The 19,625-nt window shown below is 65.8% G+C and carries 16 protein-coding genes, 1 tRNA gene and 1 pseudogene; 14 read left to right on the top strand and 4 right to left on the bottom strand.

Features of this window, described 5'->3' with window-relative positions; all coding sequences use genetic code 11:
- Positions 1–53: 53 nt before the first annotated feature.
- From GOSPT_RS11900 to GOSPT_RS11875, 6 genes are all read left to right on the top strand, one after another.
- Positions 54–1,037: a CE1 family esterase gene (locus tag GOSPT_RS11900; RefSeq protein ID WP_141630875.1), complete on the top strand. Its 984-nt coding sequence runs from the start codon at positions 54–56 to the stop codon at positions 1,035–1,037.
- Positions 1,038–1,092: 55 nt separating this feature from the next.
- Entirely contained in the window at positions 1,093–2,061 is a 969-nt protein-coding gene (locus GOSPT_RS11895) for a helix-turn-helix transcriptional regulator (RefSeq protein WP_039855806.1), read from the top strand.
- Between the two features lie 85 nt (positions 2,062–2,146).
- A complete protein-coding gene (locus GOSPT_RS11890; protein WP_005206435.1) occupies positions 2,147–3,247 on the top strand; it encodes an NAD(P)H-binding protein in 1,101 nt (366 codons plus the stop codon).
- Entirely contained in the window at positions 3,247–3,957 is a 711-nt protein-coding gene (locus GOSPT_RS11885; RefSeq protein ID WP_005206434.1) for a CPBP family intramembrane glutamic endopeptidase, read from the top strand. The genes GOSPT_RS11890 and GOSPT_RS11885 overlap by 1 nt, the downstream gene beginning before the upstream one ends.
- A 230-nt stretch (positions 3,958–4,187) precedes the next feature.
- Positions 4,188–4,259, top strand: a tRNA-Val gene (locus GOSPT_RS11880).
- Positions 4,260–4,420: 161 nt separating this feature from the next.
- Entirely contained in the window at positions 4,421–5,392 is a 972-nt protein-coding gene (locus GOSPT_RS11875) for a GmrSD restriction endonuclease domain-containing protein (RefSeq protein ID WP_005206433.1), read from the top strand.
- A gap of 40 nt (positions 5,393–5,432) precedes the next feature.
- On the opposite strand, the gene GOSPT_RS11870 is transcribed toward GOSPT_RS11875, so the two are convergent.
- A complete protein-coding gene (locus tag GOSPT_RS11870) occupies positions 5,433–6,308 on the bottom strand; it encodes an aldo/keto reductase (RefSeq protein WP_005206432.1) in 876 nt (291 codons plus the stop codon).
- Between the two features lie 149 nt (positions 6,309–6,457).
- Here GOSPT_RS11870 and glgX point away from each other — a divergent pair, with 149 nt between their 5' ends.
- Positions 6,458–8,611: a glycogen debranching protein GlgX gene (gene glgX / locus GOSPT_RS11865; RefSeq protein WP_005206431.1), complete on the top strand. Its 2,154-nt coding sequence runs from the start codon at positions 6,458–6,460 to the stop codon at positions 8,609–8,611.
- 29 nt (positions 8,612–8,640) lie between these two features.
- Here the strand turns inward: glgX and GOSPT_RS11860 are convergent, their stop codons facing one another.
- The 3 genes from GOSPT_RS11860 to GOSPT_RS11850 form a co-directional block, all read right to left on the bottom strand.
- A complete protein-coding gene (locus GOSPT_RS11860) occupies positions 8,641–9,195 on the bottom strand; it encodes a peroxiredoxin (protein WP_005206430.1) in 555 nt (184 codons plus the stop codon).
- On the bottom strand, positions 9,192–9,653 hold the full coding sequence (locus GOSPT_RS11855) for a DUF3052 domain-containing protein (protein WP_005206429.1): 462 nt from the start codon (positions 9,651–9,653) through the stop codon (positions 9,192–9,194). Before GOSPT_RS11855 ends, GOSPT_RS11860 begins: the two co-directional genes overlap by 4 nt.
- 164 nt (positions 9,654–9,817) lie before the next feature.
- Positions 9,818–10,432: an Rv2240c family protein gene (locus GOSPT_RS11850; RefSeq protein ID WP_231894794.1), complete on the bottom strand. Its 615-nt coding sequence runs from the start codon at positions 10,430–10,432 to the stop codon at positions 9,818–9,820.
- A gap of 191 nt (positions 10,433–10,623) precedes the next feature.
- On the opposite strand from GOSPT_RS11850, the gene aceE reads away from it, so the two are divergent.
- The 7 genes and pseudogenes from aceE to GOSPT_RS24130 form a co-directional block, all read left to right on the top strand.
- A complete protein-coding gene (gene aceE, locus GOSPT_RS11845; protein ID WP_051993867.1) occupies positions 10,624–13,518 on the top strand; it encodes a pyruvate dehydrogenase (acetyl-transferring), homodimeric type in 2,895 nt (964 codons plus the stop codon).
- A gap of 93 nt (positions 13,519–13,611) precedes the next feature.
- On the top strand, positions 13,612–14,862 hold the full coding sequence (locus tag GOSPT_RS11840; RefSeq protein ID WP_174273058.1) for a PucR family transcriptional regulator: 1,251 nt from the start codon (positions 13,612–13,614) through the stop codon (positions 14,860–14,862).
- Between the two features lie 195 nt (positions 14,863–15,057).
- Complete coding sequence (locus tag GOSPT_RS11835; RefSeq protein WP_005206425.1) at positions 15,058–15,954, top strand: ACP S-malonyltransferase; 897 nt, start codon at positions 15,058–15,060, stop codon at positions 15,952–15,954.
- A gap of 159 nt (positions 15,955–16,113) precedes the next feature.
- Positions 16,114–16,425, top strand: a complete 312-nt coding sequence (gene acpM / locus GOSPT_RS11830; protein ID WP_005206424.1) for a meromycolate extension acyl carrier protein AcpM — start codon at positions 16,114–16,116, stop codon at positions 16,423–16,425.
- Positions 16,422–17,693, top strand: coding sequence for a KasA/KasB family beta-ketoacyl-ACP synthase (locus tag GOSPT_RS11825; RefSeq protein ID WP_005206423.1), 1,272 nt, complete (start codon positions 16,422–16,424; stop codon positions 17,691–17,693). The genes acpM and GOSPT_RS11825 overlap by 4 nt, the downstream gene beginning before the upstream one ends.
- 134 nt (positions 17,694–17,827) lie before the next feature.
- Entirely contained in the window at positions 17,828–19,279 is a 1,452-nt protein-coding gene (locus GOSPT_RS11820; RefSeq protein WP_005206422.1) for an acyl-CoA carboxylase subunit beta, read from the top strand.
- Between the two features lie 114 nt (positions 19,280–19,393).
- Positions 19,394–19,625, top strand: a pseudogene (locus GOSPT_RS24130) (L,D-transpeptidase); the annotation flags it as partial.

The raw sequence follows: 19,625 nt of genomic DNA, 5'->3' as shown, positions 1-19,625 counted from the left end.
AATCCTCCGCCCGGATCACAGCCCCGCGTGTGCCGACCCTCTATCCTTGGCGAGTGCCGCGATCCGCCCGACGCCGTGCCTGGCGCACTGCACTCTCACTTGTCCTCGGTGTTCTCACCGCCGTCACTGTTGTCTCGGTTGCCGGGGCCGTCCCGGCGGCGAACGCCGTCGAACCGCTTCATCGGGTGGCCGACCTCTCCGGATGTGCCGGGCCGAACCGTCTCGCACCGGGGACGTCGAAGCATACGACGACCGTCGACGGCGTCGAGCGCACCTACAGCGTCAACGTGCCCGCCGGTTACAGCGGGCAGTCGACGTACCCGTTGATTCTGGCGTTCCACGGGCATGCCGAACCCGCGGCGACCTTTGCACGGTTCACCGGTCTCGCGCAGCTCCCGGCAATCGTCGTCTATCCCGAGGGCCTGCGCGGCACCGACGGACTCGTCTCTTGGGAGGGAGCGCCGTACTCCTCGCCCCGTGCCGACGACATCGCGTTCACCCGAACGATCCTGCGTGAGCTGCGGGCGGCGGCATGCATCGACTCGAGCCGGACGTACGCGGCCGGCCGATCGAACGGTGGCGGACTCGTCGCGATGCTCGCGTGCAGGCTGCCCTCCGAGTTCGCCGCCTACGCGGTGGTCAGCGGTGCATTCTACGACGCCGGTCGTCCCAACTGCCCCGGCGCCCCGCCCGCATCCATCATCGATTTCCACGGCACCGCCGACCGAACGATCCACTACACCGGCGGCGTGCGACACGGCGGAGCCTATGTCCCCGTGATGGATTGGCTGTCGGGGTGGGCCGCACGCGACGGTTGCCTCACCCAGCCACTCGAGTTTCCCGTCAATCGCTACGTCACCCGTATCGACTGGCCGTTCTGCGCAGCGTCGGGTCACGAGATCACCCACTACCGCGTCAATGGCGGCGCGCACGTGTGGCCGGGCTCCACCGGAAGCCCGTCACAGGCCGGGCAGATGAGCAATTCGATCTCGGCAACGTCGTTGATCTGGCAGTTCTTCACCCGCCACACAAAGTGACACGATCAGCGCATTGCGGACCACAATTGTCCGCAATGCGCGCGACAATGACCTCATGCTCGATTCGTCTGCGCGACTACTCCAGCTCCTGTCCCTGCTCCAGATGCGCCAGGAGTGGTCGGGCGACGATCTCGCCACGCGACTGAACATCACCAAGCGGACGGTCCGCCGCGACGTCGACAAGCTGCGCGACCTCGGATATCCCGTCGACTCGACAGTCGGTGTCGGAGGCGGGTACCGGTTGGGCGCGGGCGCGGAGATGCCCCCTCTGTTGCTCGACGACCAGGAGGTCCTCGCCGTCGCGCTGGGACTCAACGCGATCAGCAGCGCCGCCGTCAGCGATATGACCGAGGCGTCTTCGGGTGCACTGGCCAAGTTGCGACAGGTGATGCCCTCACGGTTGCGACATCGACTCGACGCCCTCACGCTCGATTCCCTTCCGCAGGGACCGCGCGACACCGAAGTCGCTGCAGAGGTGCTGTCCGACATCGCGACCGCCTGCCACCGCACGGAACGTCTGCGATTCGACTATCGACGCCACGACGGAACCGAGAGTCGACGCGAGGTCGAGCCGTACAGACTGGTGCGCAAGGGATCTCGGTGGTATCTGGTGTCCTGGGACCCCGACCGCGACGACTGGCGTTCGTTTCGCGTCGACCGCATGACGGTCAAGACACCCAACGGGGCACGTTTCGTCCCTCGTGAACTCCCCGAAGGTGGTGCCGCCGCATATCTGGCGCGCAGCCTCGGCGCTGCGTATCGGTCCGCCACCGCGCGGGTTCGCATTCACGCACCACTGGCCGTTGTCGAGAAGATGGTCGACGATGCTTGGGGCACAATCGAATTCGGCGATGGTTCGAGCTGCGAGCTCACGATCTACAGCACCTCGCTCACCTCGATCGCACGCTGGTTACACGCCTTCGACTCCGACTTCTCGGTTCTCGAACCCGCGGCACTGCGCGACGAGTGCCGGGCCGTCGCGGAACGCCATGTGCAGCTCGCCGAACGCTACCGCCGCGCCTGACCCCCGCGCGATGTCGCCGTGATGCGTCCGTGATGCCGTAATCACGAGTGGGCCACGCCGCGGTGTGCTGGCTAGTGTGGCGACAATGCGGCTCCTGGTCACCGGTGCAACCGGATACGTCGGCTCACGACTCGTCGACGCCCTTCTCACGTCCGACCACGAGGTGGTCGTCGCGTCACGATCGCCAAAGCGGTTGTCGCGGTACGGATGGTCCGACGACGTGACCGCGGTCGAGATGGACGTCGACGACGCCGATTCAGTACGTGCCGCCATCGACGCGGCCAGCCCCGACGACCACCCGGTCGACGCCCTGTACTACCTCGTACACGGCATCGGGCAGGCCGACTTCGCCGACGGCGACCGCGCCGCCGCACGGGCCGTCGCACAGGCGGCGCGCAGTCGAGGCATCCCCCGCATCATCTACCTCGGCGGTTTCGTGCCCGACGGCGACGAGATGTCGGCGCACCTACAGAGCCGCGCGGACGTCGGTGAGGGACTCGCTATCGACGGCGGCGCCGAACTCGTCTGGTTGCGTGCAGCGGTGATCCTCGGGGCGGGTTCGACGTCGTTCGAGATCCTGCGCTACCTCGCCGACCGCTTCCCGGTGATCCCCGAGCCCGGCTGGATCGACAATCCGATGGACCCGATCTCCATCCGCGACGTCATCCACTACCTCGTCGCGGCCGCCGACCCGTCACTACCGGCGGGCTCCTACGACATCGCCGGCCCGGACACCGGCGTCTACCGATCGATCCTCGACGAGTATCTCCGCGCGGTCCGCATGCCTCGACTACGCGTGCGCGTTCCGTCGATCAGCACCCGGCTCGCGGGTAAGGTCGGGGGCATCATCACGCCAGCCCCAGCAGCATTGACCGAAGAACTGGTCACGTCGCTGCAGTATCCGATGCGCGCATCCGAGCACCGCATCACCGAGTTCGTGTCCCCACCGACCGGAGGTCTCACCACCATGCGAGACGCCATTCGCGCGTCGGTCGAGTCGCCTTATCCCCGTCCGGTTTCCGAGCTCGACGATCTGCACCACCTCGCCGACACCGACCCCGACTGGGCGGGCGGCGACCTACTGCGAGCCCGCCGCGCAGCGCTCGGCGCGGTGTTCGGCGTGATCGGAACCGTAGCGGGCGTGACGCTCGTCGCCCGGCGTGTTCTCGGGCAGTTCCTGCCCTGATGTCGACCGCCTCCCTGCCCCGGTCGGTGACCCGGCTCCTCGACGCTGTCGCCGTCGACCGCAACACAGACCAACCCATCTATTCGACGCGCCGTCGGCTCGCCGTGGTCGGATTCCTGCTCATCGGCGCCGTCTTCCTGGGGGTCTCTCTCTCGGTGACACCCGGCGACACCGCGTTCTACCCGCTGACACTCGGCCTCGCGGCCACCTGGATCATCGGGGCGATAGCCACCAGCAGGCTCTCTGCCGGAAGGTTCTCCCTCGACGGCGATGGCTCGACGTCGGGCGCCGTTGCGCTCGGAGTGGTCGCGGGCGTCGCGATGGGCGCGGTGTTCGTCATCGGAGCGTTCCTCACGAAGCTGATCGGACCGCTCAGCGAACTGGTCAGCAACGTGCTCGCCTTCGCCGACTACGGCAGCATCGCGATCGTCACCGCGATCACCCTGATCAATGGCGCCGCAGAGGAATTGTTCTTCCGCGGCGCGGTGTACTCGGCGGTGCGGCCGCATCACCCGGTCGTCGTGTCCACCGTCGTCTACACGATCGCGACCCTGGCCAGCGGAAACGTGATGCTCGGGTTCGCCGCGATACTCCTCGGCGCGGTGTGCGCGATCCTGCGTCGCTGCACCGGCGGCGTGGCGGCACCGATCTGCACACACGTCGTCTGGTCGACGATCGTGCTGTTCGCCCTGCCGCCGATTTTCGGGTGACCCCGGTTTGCTGCTGCTGACCCCAGAACTTTTCCGGCCCTCCGCCGCGGACCCGCGTCGTAGATGAGTGTCCGATCGAAGGATGTGTGTGCTGCAGCATCCACATCCTTCGATACGACACACATTTAGGGTGCCGCTTGGCTGCCTGGGGCTCGCAGTTTGGGTTCCGACCTGCCGACCGGCTAGATTCGTGTGTTGACGCGCGAGGCTTGGGCCCGACGACGCGTCGAGCGCGTATAGCTCAGCGGTAGAGCTCTGGTCTTACACACCAGCGGTCAGGGGTTCGAATCCCTTTGCGCGCACCGTCACATCCTTGCCGGCCTCCGGCCGGTGTGCACCCACTGTGTTTGAAAGAGATTCACGCGGGCGCACCCATCAGCATCCCAGCAGCGTGATCAGGGCATCTCACCTCCGCGCCCACTCGCTCAGGCTCGCTGTCGGTACGGGCTGATACGTTTCCGCCATGCTGATCAACGACCGGCCGATCGACGGCACGCAACACGACGGCACGCAACACGACGACGCGCGGAACGTTCGCGCCTCTCGACGCGCCGACATCGTCTGGCCCATCGCGGTGACCGTGCTCGCCGCAGGCGCGCTGGTCCCCGCCGCGACGGCACACGCCGCGCCCGCGCCGGTCACGCCATCTCAGGTCGCTGAGTCAAGCGCGCGCACGACGCTCGAGTCGCTCGCAGTAAAGGGCCGCGCACCGAAGACCGGTTACGAGCGATCACAGTTCGGGCAGGCATGGTCCGACGACGTCTCGGTCGCCGACGGCCACAACGGGTGCGACACTCGCAACGACATCCTCCGACGTGACCTGTCCGGCGTGACCCTCAAACCCGGAACCAACGGATGTGTGGTGCTGTCGGGAACGCTCGACGATCCGTACACGCGAACGTCGATCGCCTTCACGCGCGGCTCGGCGACGTCGTCGAAGGTCCAGATCGACCATGTCGTCGCGCTGTCGGACGCGTGGCAGAAGGGCGCGCAACAGCTTTCGGCCGAGCAGCGCCGCAACCTCGCCAACGATCCGCGCAATCTGCAGGCCACCGATGGCCGCACGAACCAGGCCAAGGGTGCCGGCGATGCCGCGACGTGGTTGCCGCCCAACAAGTCGTATCGATGCACCTACGTCGAGCGGCAGATCGCGGTCAAAGCCATCTACCACCTGTGGGTGACGGCGGCGGAGAAGCAGGCCATGATCCGCATCCTGTCGAATTGCTCTGCACCCGAAGCTGATTCACCCAAGCCAGCCCCGGCCCCGCAGAGCGCTCCGCCAGAGGCCGCCGCCCCGCCGCAGGTCGCACCGTCGAACACCACCTACGCCAACTGCGCTCAGGCGCGCGCTGCCGGCGTAGCGCCCCTGCACCGCGGGCAGCCGGGCTACTCCGCGAAACTAGACCGCGACGGAGACGGCGTCGCGTGCGAATGAGCTAGGCACGACGGCTGCGCAGCACGTTGAGCCTGCGGGCTCAGTCAGGCGCGCCGAGGTTCATCTCGTCCGGGTGTATCCCCACCCGCTGACCGTCGTCGAGAGCGGCGATCCGAGCCATGTCCTCGTCGTCGAGTTCGAAATCGAACACGTCGATGTTCTGCTTGATGCGATCTTCGTGCACCGACTTCGGGATCACGATCAGTCCGAGCTTGATGTGCCAGGCGAGGACCACCTGGGCGGGTGACCGTCCTAATTTGATCGCGATGTCGCCGATCGTCGGGTCGGACAAGACGGTGTTGGGCTTGGAGTTGGGACCCCACCCCGACCCCGACGTTCCGCCGAGCGGGCTCCACGACTCGATCGCGATTCCGTGCTCCGCCGCGAACTCGCGCAGTTCGCGTTGCTGGAGGTGCGGATGCAGTTCCACCTGGTCGACGGCGGGCAGCACTCCCCCGCGATCGATGAGCCATTGCAGGTGATGCGGCTCGAAGTTGCAGACGCCGATCGAGTGCGCCTTACCGTCGGCAAGGATCTTCTCCATTGCGTCCCAGGTGCGCAGCAGTCGGTCACGATCCTGCAGCGGCCAGTGGATCAGGTACAGGTCGACGTAGTCGGTTCCGAGCGCGCGCAGACTGGTGTCGATCGCCGCGAGAGCGCGGTCGTACCCGTGATCGGAGTTCCAGAGCTTCGTCGTGACGAACACCTCTGTGCGCAGCACCGACGCGGAGGCAATGCCCTCGCCGACGCCCGACTCGTTGCCGTAGGCCGCGGCCGTGTCGATGTGTCGATAGCGGGCCTCGTCGATCGCGAATCGGACGGCGCGCTGCGCCTCCTCCGGAGTCGACTGCCACACCCCCAGTCCGAGCTGTGGGATCTCGATGCCTGAATTCAGTTCGATGAGGGGAGCACTCATCTCTCCGGTCTACCAGAGGCAGACGCCCTGTCGGCCGCACCGTGGCACACCGCCCCGCGCCCGCCCTGCTCACGTATCGTCACCGTCAGTGTCGCGTGACCGCCGGCCGCGGTCGTCTCGCCGCGCTCACTCGACGAGAAGGGACGTTGATGACCGGGACCATCTCCCCCGGCGATCCGTCGATCCTCGGAGCGACCGTCACCGACCGCGGAACCAACTTCGCCGTCAGTTCGGGCGGAGATGCGGTGTGGCTCTGTCTCTTCGACGACGCCGGCGCCGAGACCAGACTCCTGCTCCCAGGGCGCGAGATCGACGTGTGGCACGGCGTCGTCGACGGCGTGCGTGCCGGAACCCGATACGGATTCAGGGTCGACGGCCCCTTCGCACCCGAGCGCGGTCGGCGCTACAACCCTGCCAGACTCCTCCTCGATCCCTACGCCCGACGCATCGTCGGGGACGTGGAGTACTGCGACGCGCTCCTCGACCACGACGTCGACGATCCCTCACGTCCCAGTGCGCTCGACTCGGCACCGTTCGTGCCGCGCAGCGTCGTCGTCGAGCAACCGCCACAGGCAACGACCGCCACTGCACCGGGCCCGCGCCGACCGGCATCGGAGCTGGTGATCTACGAGGTGCACGTCCGCGGGTTCACGCAGTCCCACCCCGACATTCCAGCCGAACTCCGAGGCACATTCGCCGGACTCGCACACCCGGCCGTGCTCGACTACCTGACATCGCTCGGAGTGAACGCCGTAGAGCTACTTCCGATGCATCGCAGCGTGTCCGAACGCGAACTCGCCCAACGGCACCTCACGAATTACTGGGGTTACAACACCATCGGCTTCTTCGCCCCGCACAACGCCTACAGCGCCGCCGACCGCGCCGGCCGGGGTGACGAATCCATCGCCGAGTTCCGCCACATGGTCGACGCTCTGCACGGCGCCGGGATCGAGGTGATCCTCGATGTCGTCTATAATCACACCGCAGAAGGCGACGACTCCGGCCCCACACTGTGCCATCGCGGCCTCGACAATCGCGCGTATTACGTGCTCGACCCGGACGACGGCTCGTACGTCGACACCACCGGATGCGGCAATTCCGTTGCGGTGGCGCACCCGACGACGCTGCGCATGGTCACCGACTCCCTACGCTACTGGGCGTCGCTGGGCGTCGACGGATTTCGCTTCGACCTCGCGCCCACCCTTGCGCGTCAAGGCACCGACAGTGCCCGAAACGATTGGGCCCGAAACGATTGGGGTGGTGGACCTTTCGACCCCACTGCAGCGTTCCTTCGGGTACTCGGCCAGGACGACGTGCTGTCGCGGGTGCGGCTGATCGCCGAACCCTGGGACGTCGGTCGAAACGACAGTCATCAACTCGGCGCATTCGGTCCGGAATGGGGCGAGTGGAACGACCGCTACCGCGACAGCGTCCGCGATTTCTGGCGCAGCCACGAGGGCCTGCTCGCACCGATGGCACGACGCCTGACCGGCTCGGCCGACATCTTCGGGGGCCGTCGTCACAATCCTGCAACGGTCATCCGACGCCGCGCGGCGTCGATCAACTATGTGACGTCCCACGACGGTTTCACACTGCACGATCTCGTGTCCTACGAACGCAAACACAACGCGGACAACGGTTCCCACAATTCGGACGGCACCGACGACAATCGGTCGTGGAACTGCGGAACCGAAGGGCCAACCGACGACGAGGCCATCGTCGCGCTACGACGACGTCAGATGCGCGCCATGCTCACGACGCTACTGCTCTCTGCGGGAACGCCGATGCTGCTCGGCGGCGACGAGCGAGGCCGAACGCAACGCGGCAACAACAATGCCTACTGCCAGGACGATGAGACCAGTTGGTTCGACTGGACCTCGGGCGACGAGGCGCTCGTCGCCTTCACCCGCGACCTCATCTCACTGCGCCTGCGTCACAGCGCCCTGTGCCGGGCGGCGGTCGAACTCTCCGACGCGCCCGACTGGTTCACCCCGGACGGCACACCCATGTCCGACGACGACTGGCAGGACGAGGCCGCGCGCAGCGTCGCATGGTCGCTCAGGCCACCGCAATCGGCCGGGACCCGAACACTTTTGGCGACCAACGATTTCGTCGTCCTACTGAACTCGTGGTGGCGGGGCGTCGACTTTGTGCTGGCACCTGTTCTCGCACAACAGAAGTGGGACGTCGTGGTCGACACGTTCGCACCCGACGCGCCGTCGTCGATCGTCGACTCCACATGTCACGTCCGGCCGCGATCTATCGTCGTTTTGCGTTCTGTGGTTCCACGCTCCGGCGGATAATGCGCCTCCGCAAAGTCACTCGGCGCCGCTCACTGCGTGGCTGCCGCGGCGAGCGCGATCTCCCAATGGGTTTCGGTCCGCGCCTCACCGGGCCCCACGACGTCGCGAAAGACGATCCGGCCGTCACGCCCGACGAGAAATGTCCCGCGCTGGGCAAAGCCACGACTCTCGTCGAACACCCCGTAGCTGCGTGCGACCTCACCGTGCGGCCAGAAGTCGGAGAGAATCGGGAAGAGGAAACCCTGCGCCGATGACCACACCTTGTGTGTGGGCGGCGGTCCGACCGAAACAGCAACTGCCGCAACCTCATCGTTGATGAACCGATGATAGTGGTCGCGAATGAAACCAAGCTCTCCCTGACACGTTCCGGTGAAGGCGAGCGGAAAGAACACGATGAGCACCTGACGCTCTTCGAGCAACCGCGAGAGGCTCACCCGCTGATTGTTCTGATCACGCAGCTCGAAGTCGGGTGCGACGTCGCCGACTGACAACACGGCTTGCGGCTGGGTTGGAACAACATCGGTCGTCGCCACATCGGTGGCGCGAGCAACCGAATCGACCTCGGAGGTCGAGTCGTCGCTCATGCTCGCTTTCCGGACCGCGCCTTCGGCTGCACCAGGCGTGAACCCGACCATTCACCCAAACTCACGACGTTGGTCTGCGTGAGCCCGGCCGTCGGAGCGGCCTCGGCGATCTCACTGGGATCGACATACCCGGGGTTGCCGGTCTTGGGTGACACGACCCAAACGTATCCGTCGTCGGCGAGCGGTGTGATGGCGTCCATGAGCCGATCGACGAGATCACCGTCGTCATCGCGCCACCACAGCCATACGACGTCGACCACGTCGATCGCGTCCTCGTCGAGCATCTCGGCATCGATCGCGTCCTCGATGTCGGCGCGCAGGTTGTCGTCGGTGTCCTCGTCCCAACCGAGTTCCTGCACCATCATTCCGGGCGCGAACCCGAGTTTCTGGGCGTTGCTGCCCTCGGAGCTACTGCCCCCGCTGCCCTCGGAGCCATTGCTCCCTGTGGCGGCTACCACCGCGTGTCGACCTCCTACCGGTACGTTTTCAGATTTCATCGCTTCTCAGCTTACGAGACAGCGTAGTGGACCTCAGTGCAACACGAGGACACTCCGCGCGCCAACTGGCGACACGAACTCCGACACCACCCGAACGGAGGACATGACCCAGACCAGGGAAGCCGTCAGCCCGTCGGCCGCGGCGACGATGTGGCCGGTGCCGACGAGCCGGGGTTCGACTGCGGCGCCGCGGTCGCCGATGTCGCAGGAGGTGTCGGGAGGTAGGCACGGCAGGTGTCGAGCACCGTTCGCCTGTCACCCGTCCAGCGGGTCGACGCAGAGTTCAACTGGGCGGTCTGCCGGCGGCCGATCACATCGCCCAGCGCGCTGCTGCTGGTCACGAATGATGCGACGACGGTCCCGAGGTCACCGGGAACCTCGGCTGTCTGTTTGGGCTTGACCATATCGGTGCCCGCGATCATCGCGGCTCGGGCTTTGTCTCCGAGGTCGCCGACCTTGTCGTAGGACTGCACCTCGTTGAGCCGCGCGACGAACGCGTTGTACCCGCGCAGCATCACGACCATCGACTTCGTCGACGCCTCGCAGAGTTCCGCCCCGGCCCTCAGCGACTGGGCCTGGCGGGACGTCGACACATCAGATCGATAGGCCGCGGCCTCTCCCGGCGCGGGACCCGCGCTGCCCCCGACCGCCGAACAGCCCTGCACCGCGAACGTCGTCAGTGCCGCAGCGAGCAGCATCAGACGCGTGCCCGTTGCGCGGCACAGCAGTCCTCTTGTCATGTCTCCCCCACGGCTGTTTCCCCGACGGCCGTCGCCCATATCTGGCACCAAACACCGAAACGCTACCGCAGGAGGCGTCGACGATCCCGGGCAAGACCGTCCAGACCGGTGCCAAGCGACGTGACATGGGGCACGATATGGATGGACGACGGAGTCCGCACACCAACGCGACCCGTCGCCGAATTGTCGTCATGCCGGGCACCACCGTGCCCAGGCCAAACGAGGGAGTGGGCATCACCGTGACCGAACAGGCAGCCAGCACCAACACCGGAACCACCGACGTTGGGAGCGGGACCGCAGACGCGTCGAACAACGCTGCCGCGTCGAATCAGGTCGGCAGCCAGCAGACCACCGGGGTACGCGTCATCCGCGAAGGAGTCGCCTCGTACCTTTCCGACAACGATCCCGAGGAGACGAGCGAATGGCTGGAGTCATTCGACACACTCGTCGCCGAACAGGGTCCTGCACGTGCGCGCTACCTGATGCTCCGACTACTCGAACGCGCAGGTGAGAATCGGGTCTCGATTCCGGCCCTCACCTCAACCGACTACGTCAACACCATCGCCACCGAGAACGAGCCGTACTTCCCCGGCGACGAGGAGATCGAGCGGCGGTTCCGCAACTACATCCGCTGGAACGCCGCCATCATGGTGCATCGTGCGCAGCGGCCAGGCGTCGGCGTCGGCGGCCACATCTCGACGTACGCGTCGTCTGCCTCGCTCTACGAGGTGGGGTACAACCACTTCTTCCGCGGACTCGACCATCCCGGTGGCGGCGACCAGGTCTTCATCCAGGGGCATGCCTCACCGGGTATCTATGCGCGCGCCTTTCTGGTCGGCAGGATCAGCGCCGATCGCCTGGACGGTTTCCGTCAGGAGCACAGTCATGCCGGGCTCGGCGGCGGGTTGCCGTCGTATCCACACCCCCGGCTCATGCCCGACTTCTGGCAGTTCCCGACCGTCTCGATGGGTTTGGGCCCGATGAATGCGATCTACCAGGCCCGCTTCAACCAGTATCTGCACCACCGCGGCATCAAGGACACTTCCGACCAACACGTGTGGGCGTTTCTCGGCGACGGCGAGATGGACGAGCCGGAGTCACGCGGACTTCTCCAGTTGGCCGCGACCAATGCGCTCGACAACCTCACCTTCGTGGTCAACTGCAATCTGCAGCGCCTCGACGGTCCTGTGCGCGGCAACGGCAAGATCATCCAGGAACTCGAGTCGTTCTTCCGCGGCGCGGGCTGGAACGTCATCAAGGTCGTCTGGGGCCGCGAGTGGGACGAACTCTTCCACAACGACAAAGACGGCGCGCTGGTCAACCTGATGAACGCGACCGCAGACGGCGACTTCCAGACATTCCGCGCCAACGACGGCGCCTACATCCGAGAGCACTTCTTCAACCGTGATCCACGCACCAAAGAACTAGTCAAAGACTGGTCCGACGATCAGATCTGGAATCTCCACCGCGGCGGACACGACTACCGCAAGGTGTACGCCGCGTACGCGGCAGCGATGGCGCACAAGGGGCAACCGACCGTCATCCTCGCGCACACCATCAAGGGCTACACGCTCGGTCCGCACTTCGAGGGCCGTAACGCCACCCACCAGATGAAGAAGCTGACCCTCGACGATCTCAAGGCGTTCCGCGACCACACCGAGATCCCGATCAGCGACGAAACCCTCGAAGCCGATCCCTACCTGCCCCCGTACTACACGCCGGGGCCCGATGCGCCCGAGATCGAGTACATGATCGAGCGGCGCAACGCGCTCGGCGGATTCATGCCCAATCGGCACACCGCTCCGAAGGTCCTCAAGGCCGATACCGGCCGGATGCTGCAGACGATGGCAAAGGGCTCGGGCAAACAGCAGGTCGCCACCACCATGGCACTGGTGCGGGTCTTCAAAGACCTTCTGCGCGACAAGGAAATCGGCAAGCGCATCGTGCCGATCATTCCCGACGAGGCACGCACGTTCGGGATGGACTCCTGGTTCCCCACCCTGAAGATCTACAACCCGTTCGGACAGCTCTATACCTCAGTCGACGCCGACCTGATGCTCGCCTACAAGGAGAGCCCGGACGGCCAGATCCTGCACGAGGGCATCAACGAAGCCGGATCTGCAGCATCTTTCACCGCCGTCGGCACGTCGTATGCGACGCACAACGAGCCGATGATCCCGCTCTACATCTTCTATTCGATGTTCGGTTTCCAGCGAACCGGCGACAGCTTCTGGGCGGCAGCCGACCAGATGACCAAGGGCTTCATCATCGGTGCGACCGCAGGCCGGACGACGCTCACCGGAGAGGGTCTGCAACATGCGGACGGGCACTCGCCCCTTCTCGCGGCCACCAACCCCGCTGTGGTGTCCTACGACCCCGCGTTCGCTTACGAGCTCGCGCACATCGTCGACGACGGCCTGAGGAGGATGTACGGCGAGGATCAGGAGAACATCTACTACTACCTGACCGTCTACAACGAGCCCATCACACAACCGGCGGAACCCGAGAACCTCGACGTCGCGGGTGTCCTCAAGGGCATGTACCTCTTCCAGCAGGCGCCGTCGGACAAGCAGCTCTACGCCAACATCCTCGTCTCCGGCGTGACGATGCCCGATGCGTTGAAGGCCGCGGCGATACTCGCCGACGACTGGGGCGTCGGAGCGAACGTCTACTCGGTCACCTCGTGGGGCGAGCTTGCTCGTGACGGGATCGCGTTTGACCGCGCCGCCGTGCGCGAACCGGGCGTCACACACCCTGAGCCTTATCTGACCGAGGTACTAGCGCAGACCGTCGGCCCGTCGATCGCGGTCAGCGACTACATGCGCGGCGTCCAGGAACAGATCCGCGCATACGTTCCGGGGACCTATCTGACGCTCGGCACAGACGGTTTCGGGTTCTCCGACACGCGCCCCGCTGCACGCCGGGTATTCAACGTCGACGCCGAGTCGATCGTCGTCGCGACGCTTGTCGGCTTGGCACGCGACGGCAACATCCCGTTCACCACCGCTGCAGAGGCCGCCGAGAAGTACCAGATCACCGACGTCCACGCAGCCAAGGTGTCCTACGCCGACACCGGCAGCGCCTGAGCGCAGCAGGGTCTCGGCGACGAGCGACGGTTCAGCGTCGAGGCCCGGCGACCTCGTGGTCGCGACTACATTGAGGGTGTGTCCGAGCCCAACATGACGCCCCCGCCCGTCGATGTCTTCGGCGCGCGGGGCGCTCATGTGCCCGCACCGGCAACCGTCCACGACGCACTGCCCGACACCCTGTTGCGCCGCGTCAAGCAGTACAGCGGCCGACTGGCGACCGAGGCCGTGCATTCGATGGCCGATCAGCTGCCGTACTTCTCCGACCTCGACGCCGCGCAGCGCGCGAGCGTGCAGTTGGTCGTCCAGACCGCCGTCGTGAACTTCGTGGAGTGGATTCAAGACCCCGAGGGCAACGTCAAGTTCACCGTTCAGGCGTTCCAGGTGGTTCCCCAAGACCTCGCACGACGCATCTCGCTGCTTCAGACGGTCGAGATGGTTCGCGTCGCCATGGAGTTCTTCGAGAAGTGGCTGCCGTTGCTCGCGCGCAACGACACACAACTACGTGCCCTGACCGAATCGGTGCTGCGCTACGGCCGTGAGATCGGGTTCGCCGCGGCATCGATCTACGCGTCGGCGGCGGAATCGCGCGGAGCCTGGGATTCGCGCCTTGAAGCGCTCGTCGTCGACGCCGTGGTCCGCGGAGACAGCGGACCTCAGTTGATGTCGCGCGCGGCGGCCCTCAACTGGGACTCGGATGCGCCTGCGACCGTGATCATCGGGGCGCCCCCTCCAGAACAGAACGTGTCGGTGCCGCTCGCCATCCACAACACGGCCAAACAGCACGATCGCGCCGCGCTGTCGGTCGTGCAGGGGTCGATGCTGGTGGCCATCGTCAGCGGACCGATCGTGACGGGCGACGCCTTCGGCGCCGCACTCCTCGATCACTTCGCCGACGCCCCGGTCGTCATCGGACCGACAATGCCCAATCTGACCGCCGCCCACGCGAGCGCCAACGAGGCAATGGCCGCGATGGCCGCCGTCGACGGCTGGCCGAACGCCCCGCGTCCGGTACACAGCGTCGAATTACTCCCAGAGCGCGCGCTGAATGGAGACCCGTCGGCGACCACGGCACTCATCGATACCCTCGTTCGGCCACTCGCCAAGGGTGGGCCCACGTTGGCGACGACCCTCGAGACCTATCTCGACACCGGCGGCTCCGTGGAGGCGTGCGCACGCGAACTGTTCATTCATCCAAATACTGTTCGCTATCGCCTCAAGAAGGTCGCCGAATTGACCGGACGTGATCCAACACACTCCCGAGATGGCTATGTCCTACGCATCGCCGCCACAGTAGGACGTTTGACACACTTCAAGAACGAATCATCGTCACGAGCCACATGAGAAACATCGTTAACAAGACCTCCGTACCGTTTTCGCAGGCAGACGCGTTTTGGGCACATTTGTGTAACGAATCTCAGAGTGGTGACGATGGGATAGCCACTGAGGTCACCATTGTGGGAACTCCACAAAAACTCTCGTGAAGGTTCATCGACCTCAACACCCACAAATTCACGCCAGAGGGTGTTCTCTGGTCACGTGCTTTCCTTGCTAGCGCCCGGACAGGGCTCACAGACACCCGGCATGCTCGCTCCTTGGCTAGAGCTTCCCGGCGCGCGTGACCAGCTGGCCATCTGGTCCAAACTCGCGGGACTCGACCTCGAACGGCTCGGGACGACCGCAACTGCCGACGAGATCACCGACACCGCGGTCACCCAGCCGCTCGTCGTGGCGAGTGCGCTTCTGGCGTTCAACGAGTACGCCAAGAACCACGAGCTACCCGACGACGCTGTCGTCGCGGGCCACTCCGTCGGAGAGCTCACCGCGGCAGCCATCACCGGTGTGATCACCTTCGACGAGGCCGTTACGCTCGCCGCCGTGCGCGGCGCCCAGATGGCCAAGGCATGCTCGCTGCAGCCGACCACGATGGCCGCCGTCCTCGGAGGCGACGAGCAGGAAGTCCTCGCACGTCTCGACGAGCTCGATCTGGTCCCGGCGAACCGCAACGCCGTCGGCCAGATCGTCGCAGCCGGTGACGTCGCAGCGATCGACGAACTCATCGCCAATCCGCCCGAGAAGGCACGCACTCGCAAACTGGCTGTCGCGGGCGCCTTTCACACGCGCTTCATGGAACCGGCACGCGACGCCGTCGCGCAGGCGGCCGCGTCGATCACCCCCTCCGACCCCACGCGCACGCTGCTGTCCAACTCCGACGGCCAGCCCGTCACAACGGGAACCGAGGCCCTGAGCAAGCTCGTCGAGCAGGTCACCTCGCCGGTCCGCTGGGATCTGTGCTCGGCCTACATGCGCGATGCGGGCACCGACAGCATCATCGAGCTGACGCCGGCCGGAACCCTGGTCGGCATCGCCAAACGCGAACTCAAGGGTGTCGGTTCGGTGGCGCTCAAGGTCCCCGCCGACATCGAAAAGATCTGACCGAGAAAACGTGACCGAGAAGGTCGACAAGCTTGGATAGCGGTCGCGCTCATCCGCGACCCCCGGAAACCGGACGAACCGGTTGTCCAAACATCAGTGGCCACGCGCCAGCGATGTTCCGGAGTTCACATTCACAAGCACAACGAAGGGAACCACACAGTGGCTGCCACCCAGGAACAACTCATCGCCGGCATCGCCGAGATCATCGAAGAGGTCACCGGCATCGAGCCGTCCGAGGTGACCATGGAGAAGTCGTTCGTCGACGATCTCGACATCGACTCGCTGTCGATGGTGGAAATCGCCGTGCAGACCGAGGACAAGTACGGCGTGAAGATCCCCGACGAGGACCTCGCGGGCCTGCGTACCGTCGGCGACGCCGTCTCGTACATCCAGAAGCTCGAAGCAGAGAACCCCGAGGCTGCGGCCGCGATCCAGGCACAGGTCGCGTCCGATCAGAAAGCCGGCTCGTGACCTCATCGCTCCGCGATTACTCCACGCTGGGGGGCAACTTCCCCAGCGTGGTGGTCACGTCGATGGTTGCTTCGACATCGCTGGGTGAGGACCTCGATTCGACCTGGAAGGGTCTTCTCGCAGGCGAAACCGGCATTCGTGAGCTGACCGACGACTTCGTCACGAAGTACGGTGAGCTCCCCTGCCGCGTCGGTGGCCGCATGGTCAAGGACCCAGCGGAAGAGGTGACCCGGATCGAGGCACGTCGCATGGCGTACGTCGAGCGCGTCGCCCACGTCATGAGCAAGCGCCTCTGGGCGCAGGCGGGCGAGCCCGAGGTCGATCCCGATCGGTTGGCCGTTGTGATCGGCACCGGACAGGGTGGCGGTGACGCGATGGTCGACGCCGTCAAGGCAATCGAACAGTCCGGCAACTACCGCAAGGTGTCGCCGCTGGCCGTCTCGATGGCCATGCCGAACGGTCCCGCGGCGGTCGTCGGACTCAACATCGGCGCCCGTGCGGGCGTCATCACCCCGGTCTCGGCGTGCTCGTCGGGTGCTGAGGCGATCGCGCATGCATGGCGTCACATCGTGCTCGGCGAGGCCGACATGGTGGTTGCCGGCGGCGTCGAAGGACACATCGATGCGATCCCTATTGCGGCGTTCTCGATGATGCGCGCGATGAGCACCCGCAACGACGACCCGGCAGGCGCTTCGCGCCCGTTCGACAAGGATCGCGACGGCTTCGTCTTCGGTGAGGCCGCAGCCATGCTGATCATCGAACGCGAAGAGCACGCCAAAGCACGAGGTGCGCATATCCACGCGCGCATCCTCGGTGCGGGTATCACGTCGGATGGCTTCCATCTGGTCGCACCTGATCCGAGTGGTCAGGGCAACGCGCGGGCGATGACCCGCGCTATCCAGACGGCGGGCCTGCAGCCCTCCGACATCACCCACATCAACGCTCACGCCACCTCGACCCCCATCGGCGACACCGCCGAGGCAGCGGGTATCGCGGCGGCGATCGGCAATCACGCCGCCATCTACGCGCCCAAGTCCGCTCTCGGTCACTCGATCGGAGCGGTCGGTGCGCTCGAGTCGGTGCTGACCATCAAGAGCGTCGAAGAGGGCGTGATTCCGCCGACACTGAATCTGGAGAACCTCGACCCCGAGTGCGGCGATATCGACGTCGTGCACGGCGAGTCTCGGTATGGGCAAATCGATTACGCCCTGAACAACTCGTTCGGATTCGGTGGACACAACGTGGCATTGGCCATCGGTCGCTACTGAGTAGTACCCCGACCGGTCACGCTACCGGCCGCGACGTCGACGTCTCCGGTGTAGTACCCATACACCGGATGGTCGACGTCGCGGCCGGCGCCACCACACCTCCCCAACTCGCAACGCAGCAGTAGGAGACAGCGATGACCACACTGGCGCCCATCACCGGCCACGAGGACGCGGTCGATCCCCGCGATCCGATGCTGCGACTGACCAACTTCTTCGACGAGGGCGCCCTCACGCTCCTCCACCCGCGTGACTCTTCAGGTGTGCAGGCAGCGATCGGGCTCGTCCACGGCGTGCGCACCGTCGCCTACTGCACCGACGGCACCGTCATGGGCGGCGCAATGGGCATCGTCGGATGCGCACACATCGTCAACGCCATCGACACCGCCCTCGCGGAACAGGCCCCGGTCGTCGGGATCTGGCACTCGGGCGGAGCTCGCCTCGCCGAAGGCGTCGAAGCACTGCACGCCGTCGGCGGAGTGTTCGAGGCGATGGTGAGGGCCTCCGGCTACATCCCGCAGATCTCCGTGGTCGTCGGCTTCGCGGCAGGTGGCGCGGCATACGGGCCCGCACTGACCGACGTCGTGATCATGGCCCCCGCCGGACGTGTCTTCGTGACAGGCCCCGACGTCGTCCGCAGCGTGACCGGCGAGTCCGTCGACATGGAGTCGCTCGGCGGCCCGCACACCCACGGCAAGAAATCCGGCGTCAGCCACATCACCGCCGACTCCGAACCCGACGCGTACTGGCGCGCACGACGACTCGTCTCGACGTTCGGCAAACAGGGCCACTTCAACCGAGAGCAGGCAGAAGCAGGCGACTCCGACCTGCAGGCCCTGCTACCCGAATCTCCACGACGCGCCTACGACGTCCACCCCATCGTCGCGAAACTCCTCGACACACAACTCGCCGCCGACGGTGAGACCGAAGTGTCGAGTTTCGAAGAGCTACAAGCGAAGTGGGCTCCCAACATCGTCATCGGCTTCGGCCGACTCTCCGGCCGCAGCGTCGGCGTCGTCGCCAACAACCCGCTGCGCATGGGCGGCTGCCTGAACTCCGAAAGCGCCGAGAAGGCCGCGCGCTTCGTGCGCCTCTGCGACGCCTTCGGTATCCCACTCATCGTCATCACCGACGTCCCCGGCTACCTGCCCGGCGTCGACCAGGAGTGGAACGGCGTTGTTCGACGCGGCGCAAAACTGTTGCACGCCTTCGCCGAATGCAGCGTGCCCCGCGTGACCCTGGTGACCCGCAAGATCTACGGCGGCGCCTACATTGCGATGAACTCACGCTCGCTCGGCGCGACCGCCGTATTCGCCTGGCCCGGCTCCGAAGTCGCTGTCATGGGCGCCAAAGCCGCCGTCGGCATCCTCCACAAGAAAGCACTCGCCGCCGCGCCAGACGACGAACGCGACGCACTCCACGAGCGCCTCGCCGTCGAGCACGAACAGATCGCAGGCGGACTCGACCGGGCGCAATCGATCGGCGTCGTTGACGAGGTCATCGACCCCGCCAAAACCCGCAGCATCATCGCCGAGGCTCTCGCGTCCGCCCCCGCGCGACGCGGGAGACATAAGAACATACCTTTGTGATTGGCGGCCGCATCGGTCGCTTTCCCTCTTTTCAGACCAACGCGATTCGGCCCCGGCAGTACGGCGGGTTCACATGATCGTCGCAACACTCTCAGGTGAGAGGTTGCGGCGATCATGTCGTTTCAGGAGGACTGTGTTCGGTTCGGTGACCAGTTGGCGAGGCTGGTGGATGCCGGGGTGCCGGTGAAGGAAGCCGCTGTTTCGGTGGGTATGCCGCGGCATCGGTGCTACGCGATTCTCCGGGCGATCGGTCGGCCGGTGGGGCGGCCTCGTGGGCCGGGTAAGCCGGCTGATCCTGGACGGATCGTGGCGGTGTTCGATCGGACCGGGTCGATCAACAGGGCTG

The sequence above is a fragment of the Gordonia sputi NBRC 100414 genome, assembly GCF_000248055.1.
GTDB lineage: Bacteria > Actinomycetota > Actinomycetes > Mycobacteriales > Mycobacteriaceae > Gordonia > Gordonia sputi.
Note: the sequence above shows the minus strand (reverse complement) of the source record. Positions and strands in the feature narration are given on the sequence as shown.

Bases quoted from the DNA above. Each gene is read 5' to 3' on its own strand.
- GOSPT_RS11885 (WP_005206434.1), top strand. From the start codon at position 3,247: ATGTCGACCGCCTCCCTGCCCCGGTCGGTGACCCGGCTCCTCGACGCT.
- GOSPT_RS11860 (WP_005206430.1), bottom strand. From the start codon at position 9,195: ATGAGCGACGACTCGACCTCCGAGGTCGATTCGGTTGCTCGCGCCACC.
- GOSPT_RS11870 (WP_005206432.1), bottom strand. From the start codon at position 6,308: ATGAGTGCTCCCCTCATCGAACTGAATTCAGGCATCGAGATCCCACAG.
- GOSPT_RS11875 (WP_005206433.1), top strand. From the start codon at position 4,421: ATGCTGATCAACGACCGGCCGATCGACGGCACGCAACACGACGGCACG.
- GOSPT_RS11895 (WP_039855806.1), top strand. From the start codon at position 1,093: ATGCTCGATTCGTCTGCGCGACTACTCCAGCTCCTGTCCCTGCTCCAG.
- GOSPT_RS11890 (WP_005206435.1), top strand. From the start codon at position 2,147: ATGCGGCTCCTGGTCACCGGTGCAACCGGATACGTCGGCTCACGACTC.
- GOSPT_RS11820 (WP_005206422.1), top strand. From the start codon at position 17,828: ATGACCACACTGGCGCCCATCACCGGCCACGAGGACGCGGTCGATCCC.
- aceE (WP_051993867.1), top strand. From the start codon at position 10,624: ATGCCGGGCACCACCGTGCCCAGGCCAAACGAGGGAGTGGGCATCACC.
- GOSPT_RS11840 (WP_174273058.1), top strand. From the start codon at position 13,612: ATGACGCCCCCGCCCGTCGATGTCTTCGGCGCGCGGGGCGCTCATGTG.
- glgX (WP_005206431.1), top strand. From the start codon at position 6,458: ATGACCGGGACCATCTCCCCCGGCGATCCGTCGATCCTCGGAGCGACC.
- GOSPT_RS11850 (WP_231894794.1), bottom strand. From the start codon at position 10,432: ATGACAAGAGGACTGCTGTGCCGCGCAACGGGCACGCGTCTGATGCTG.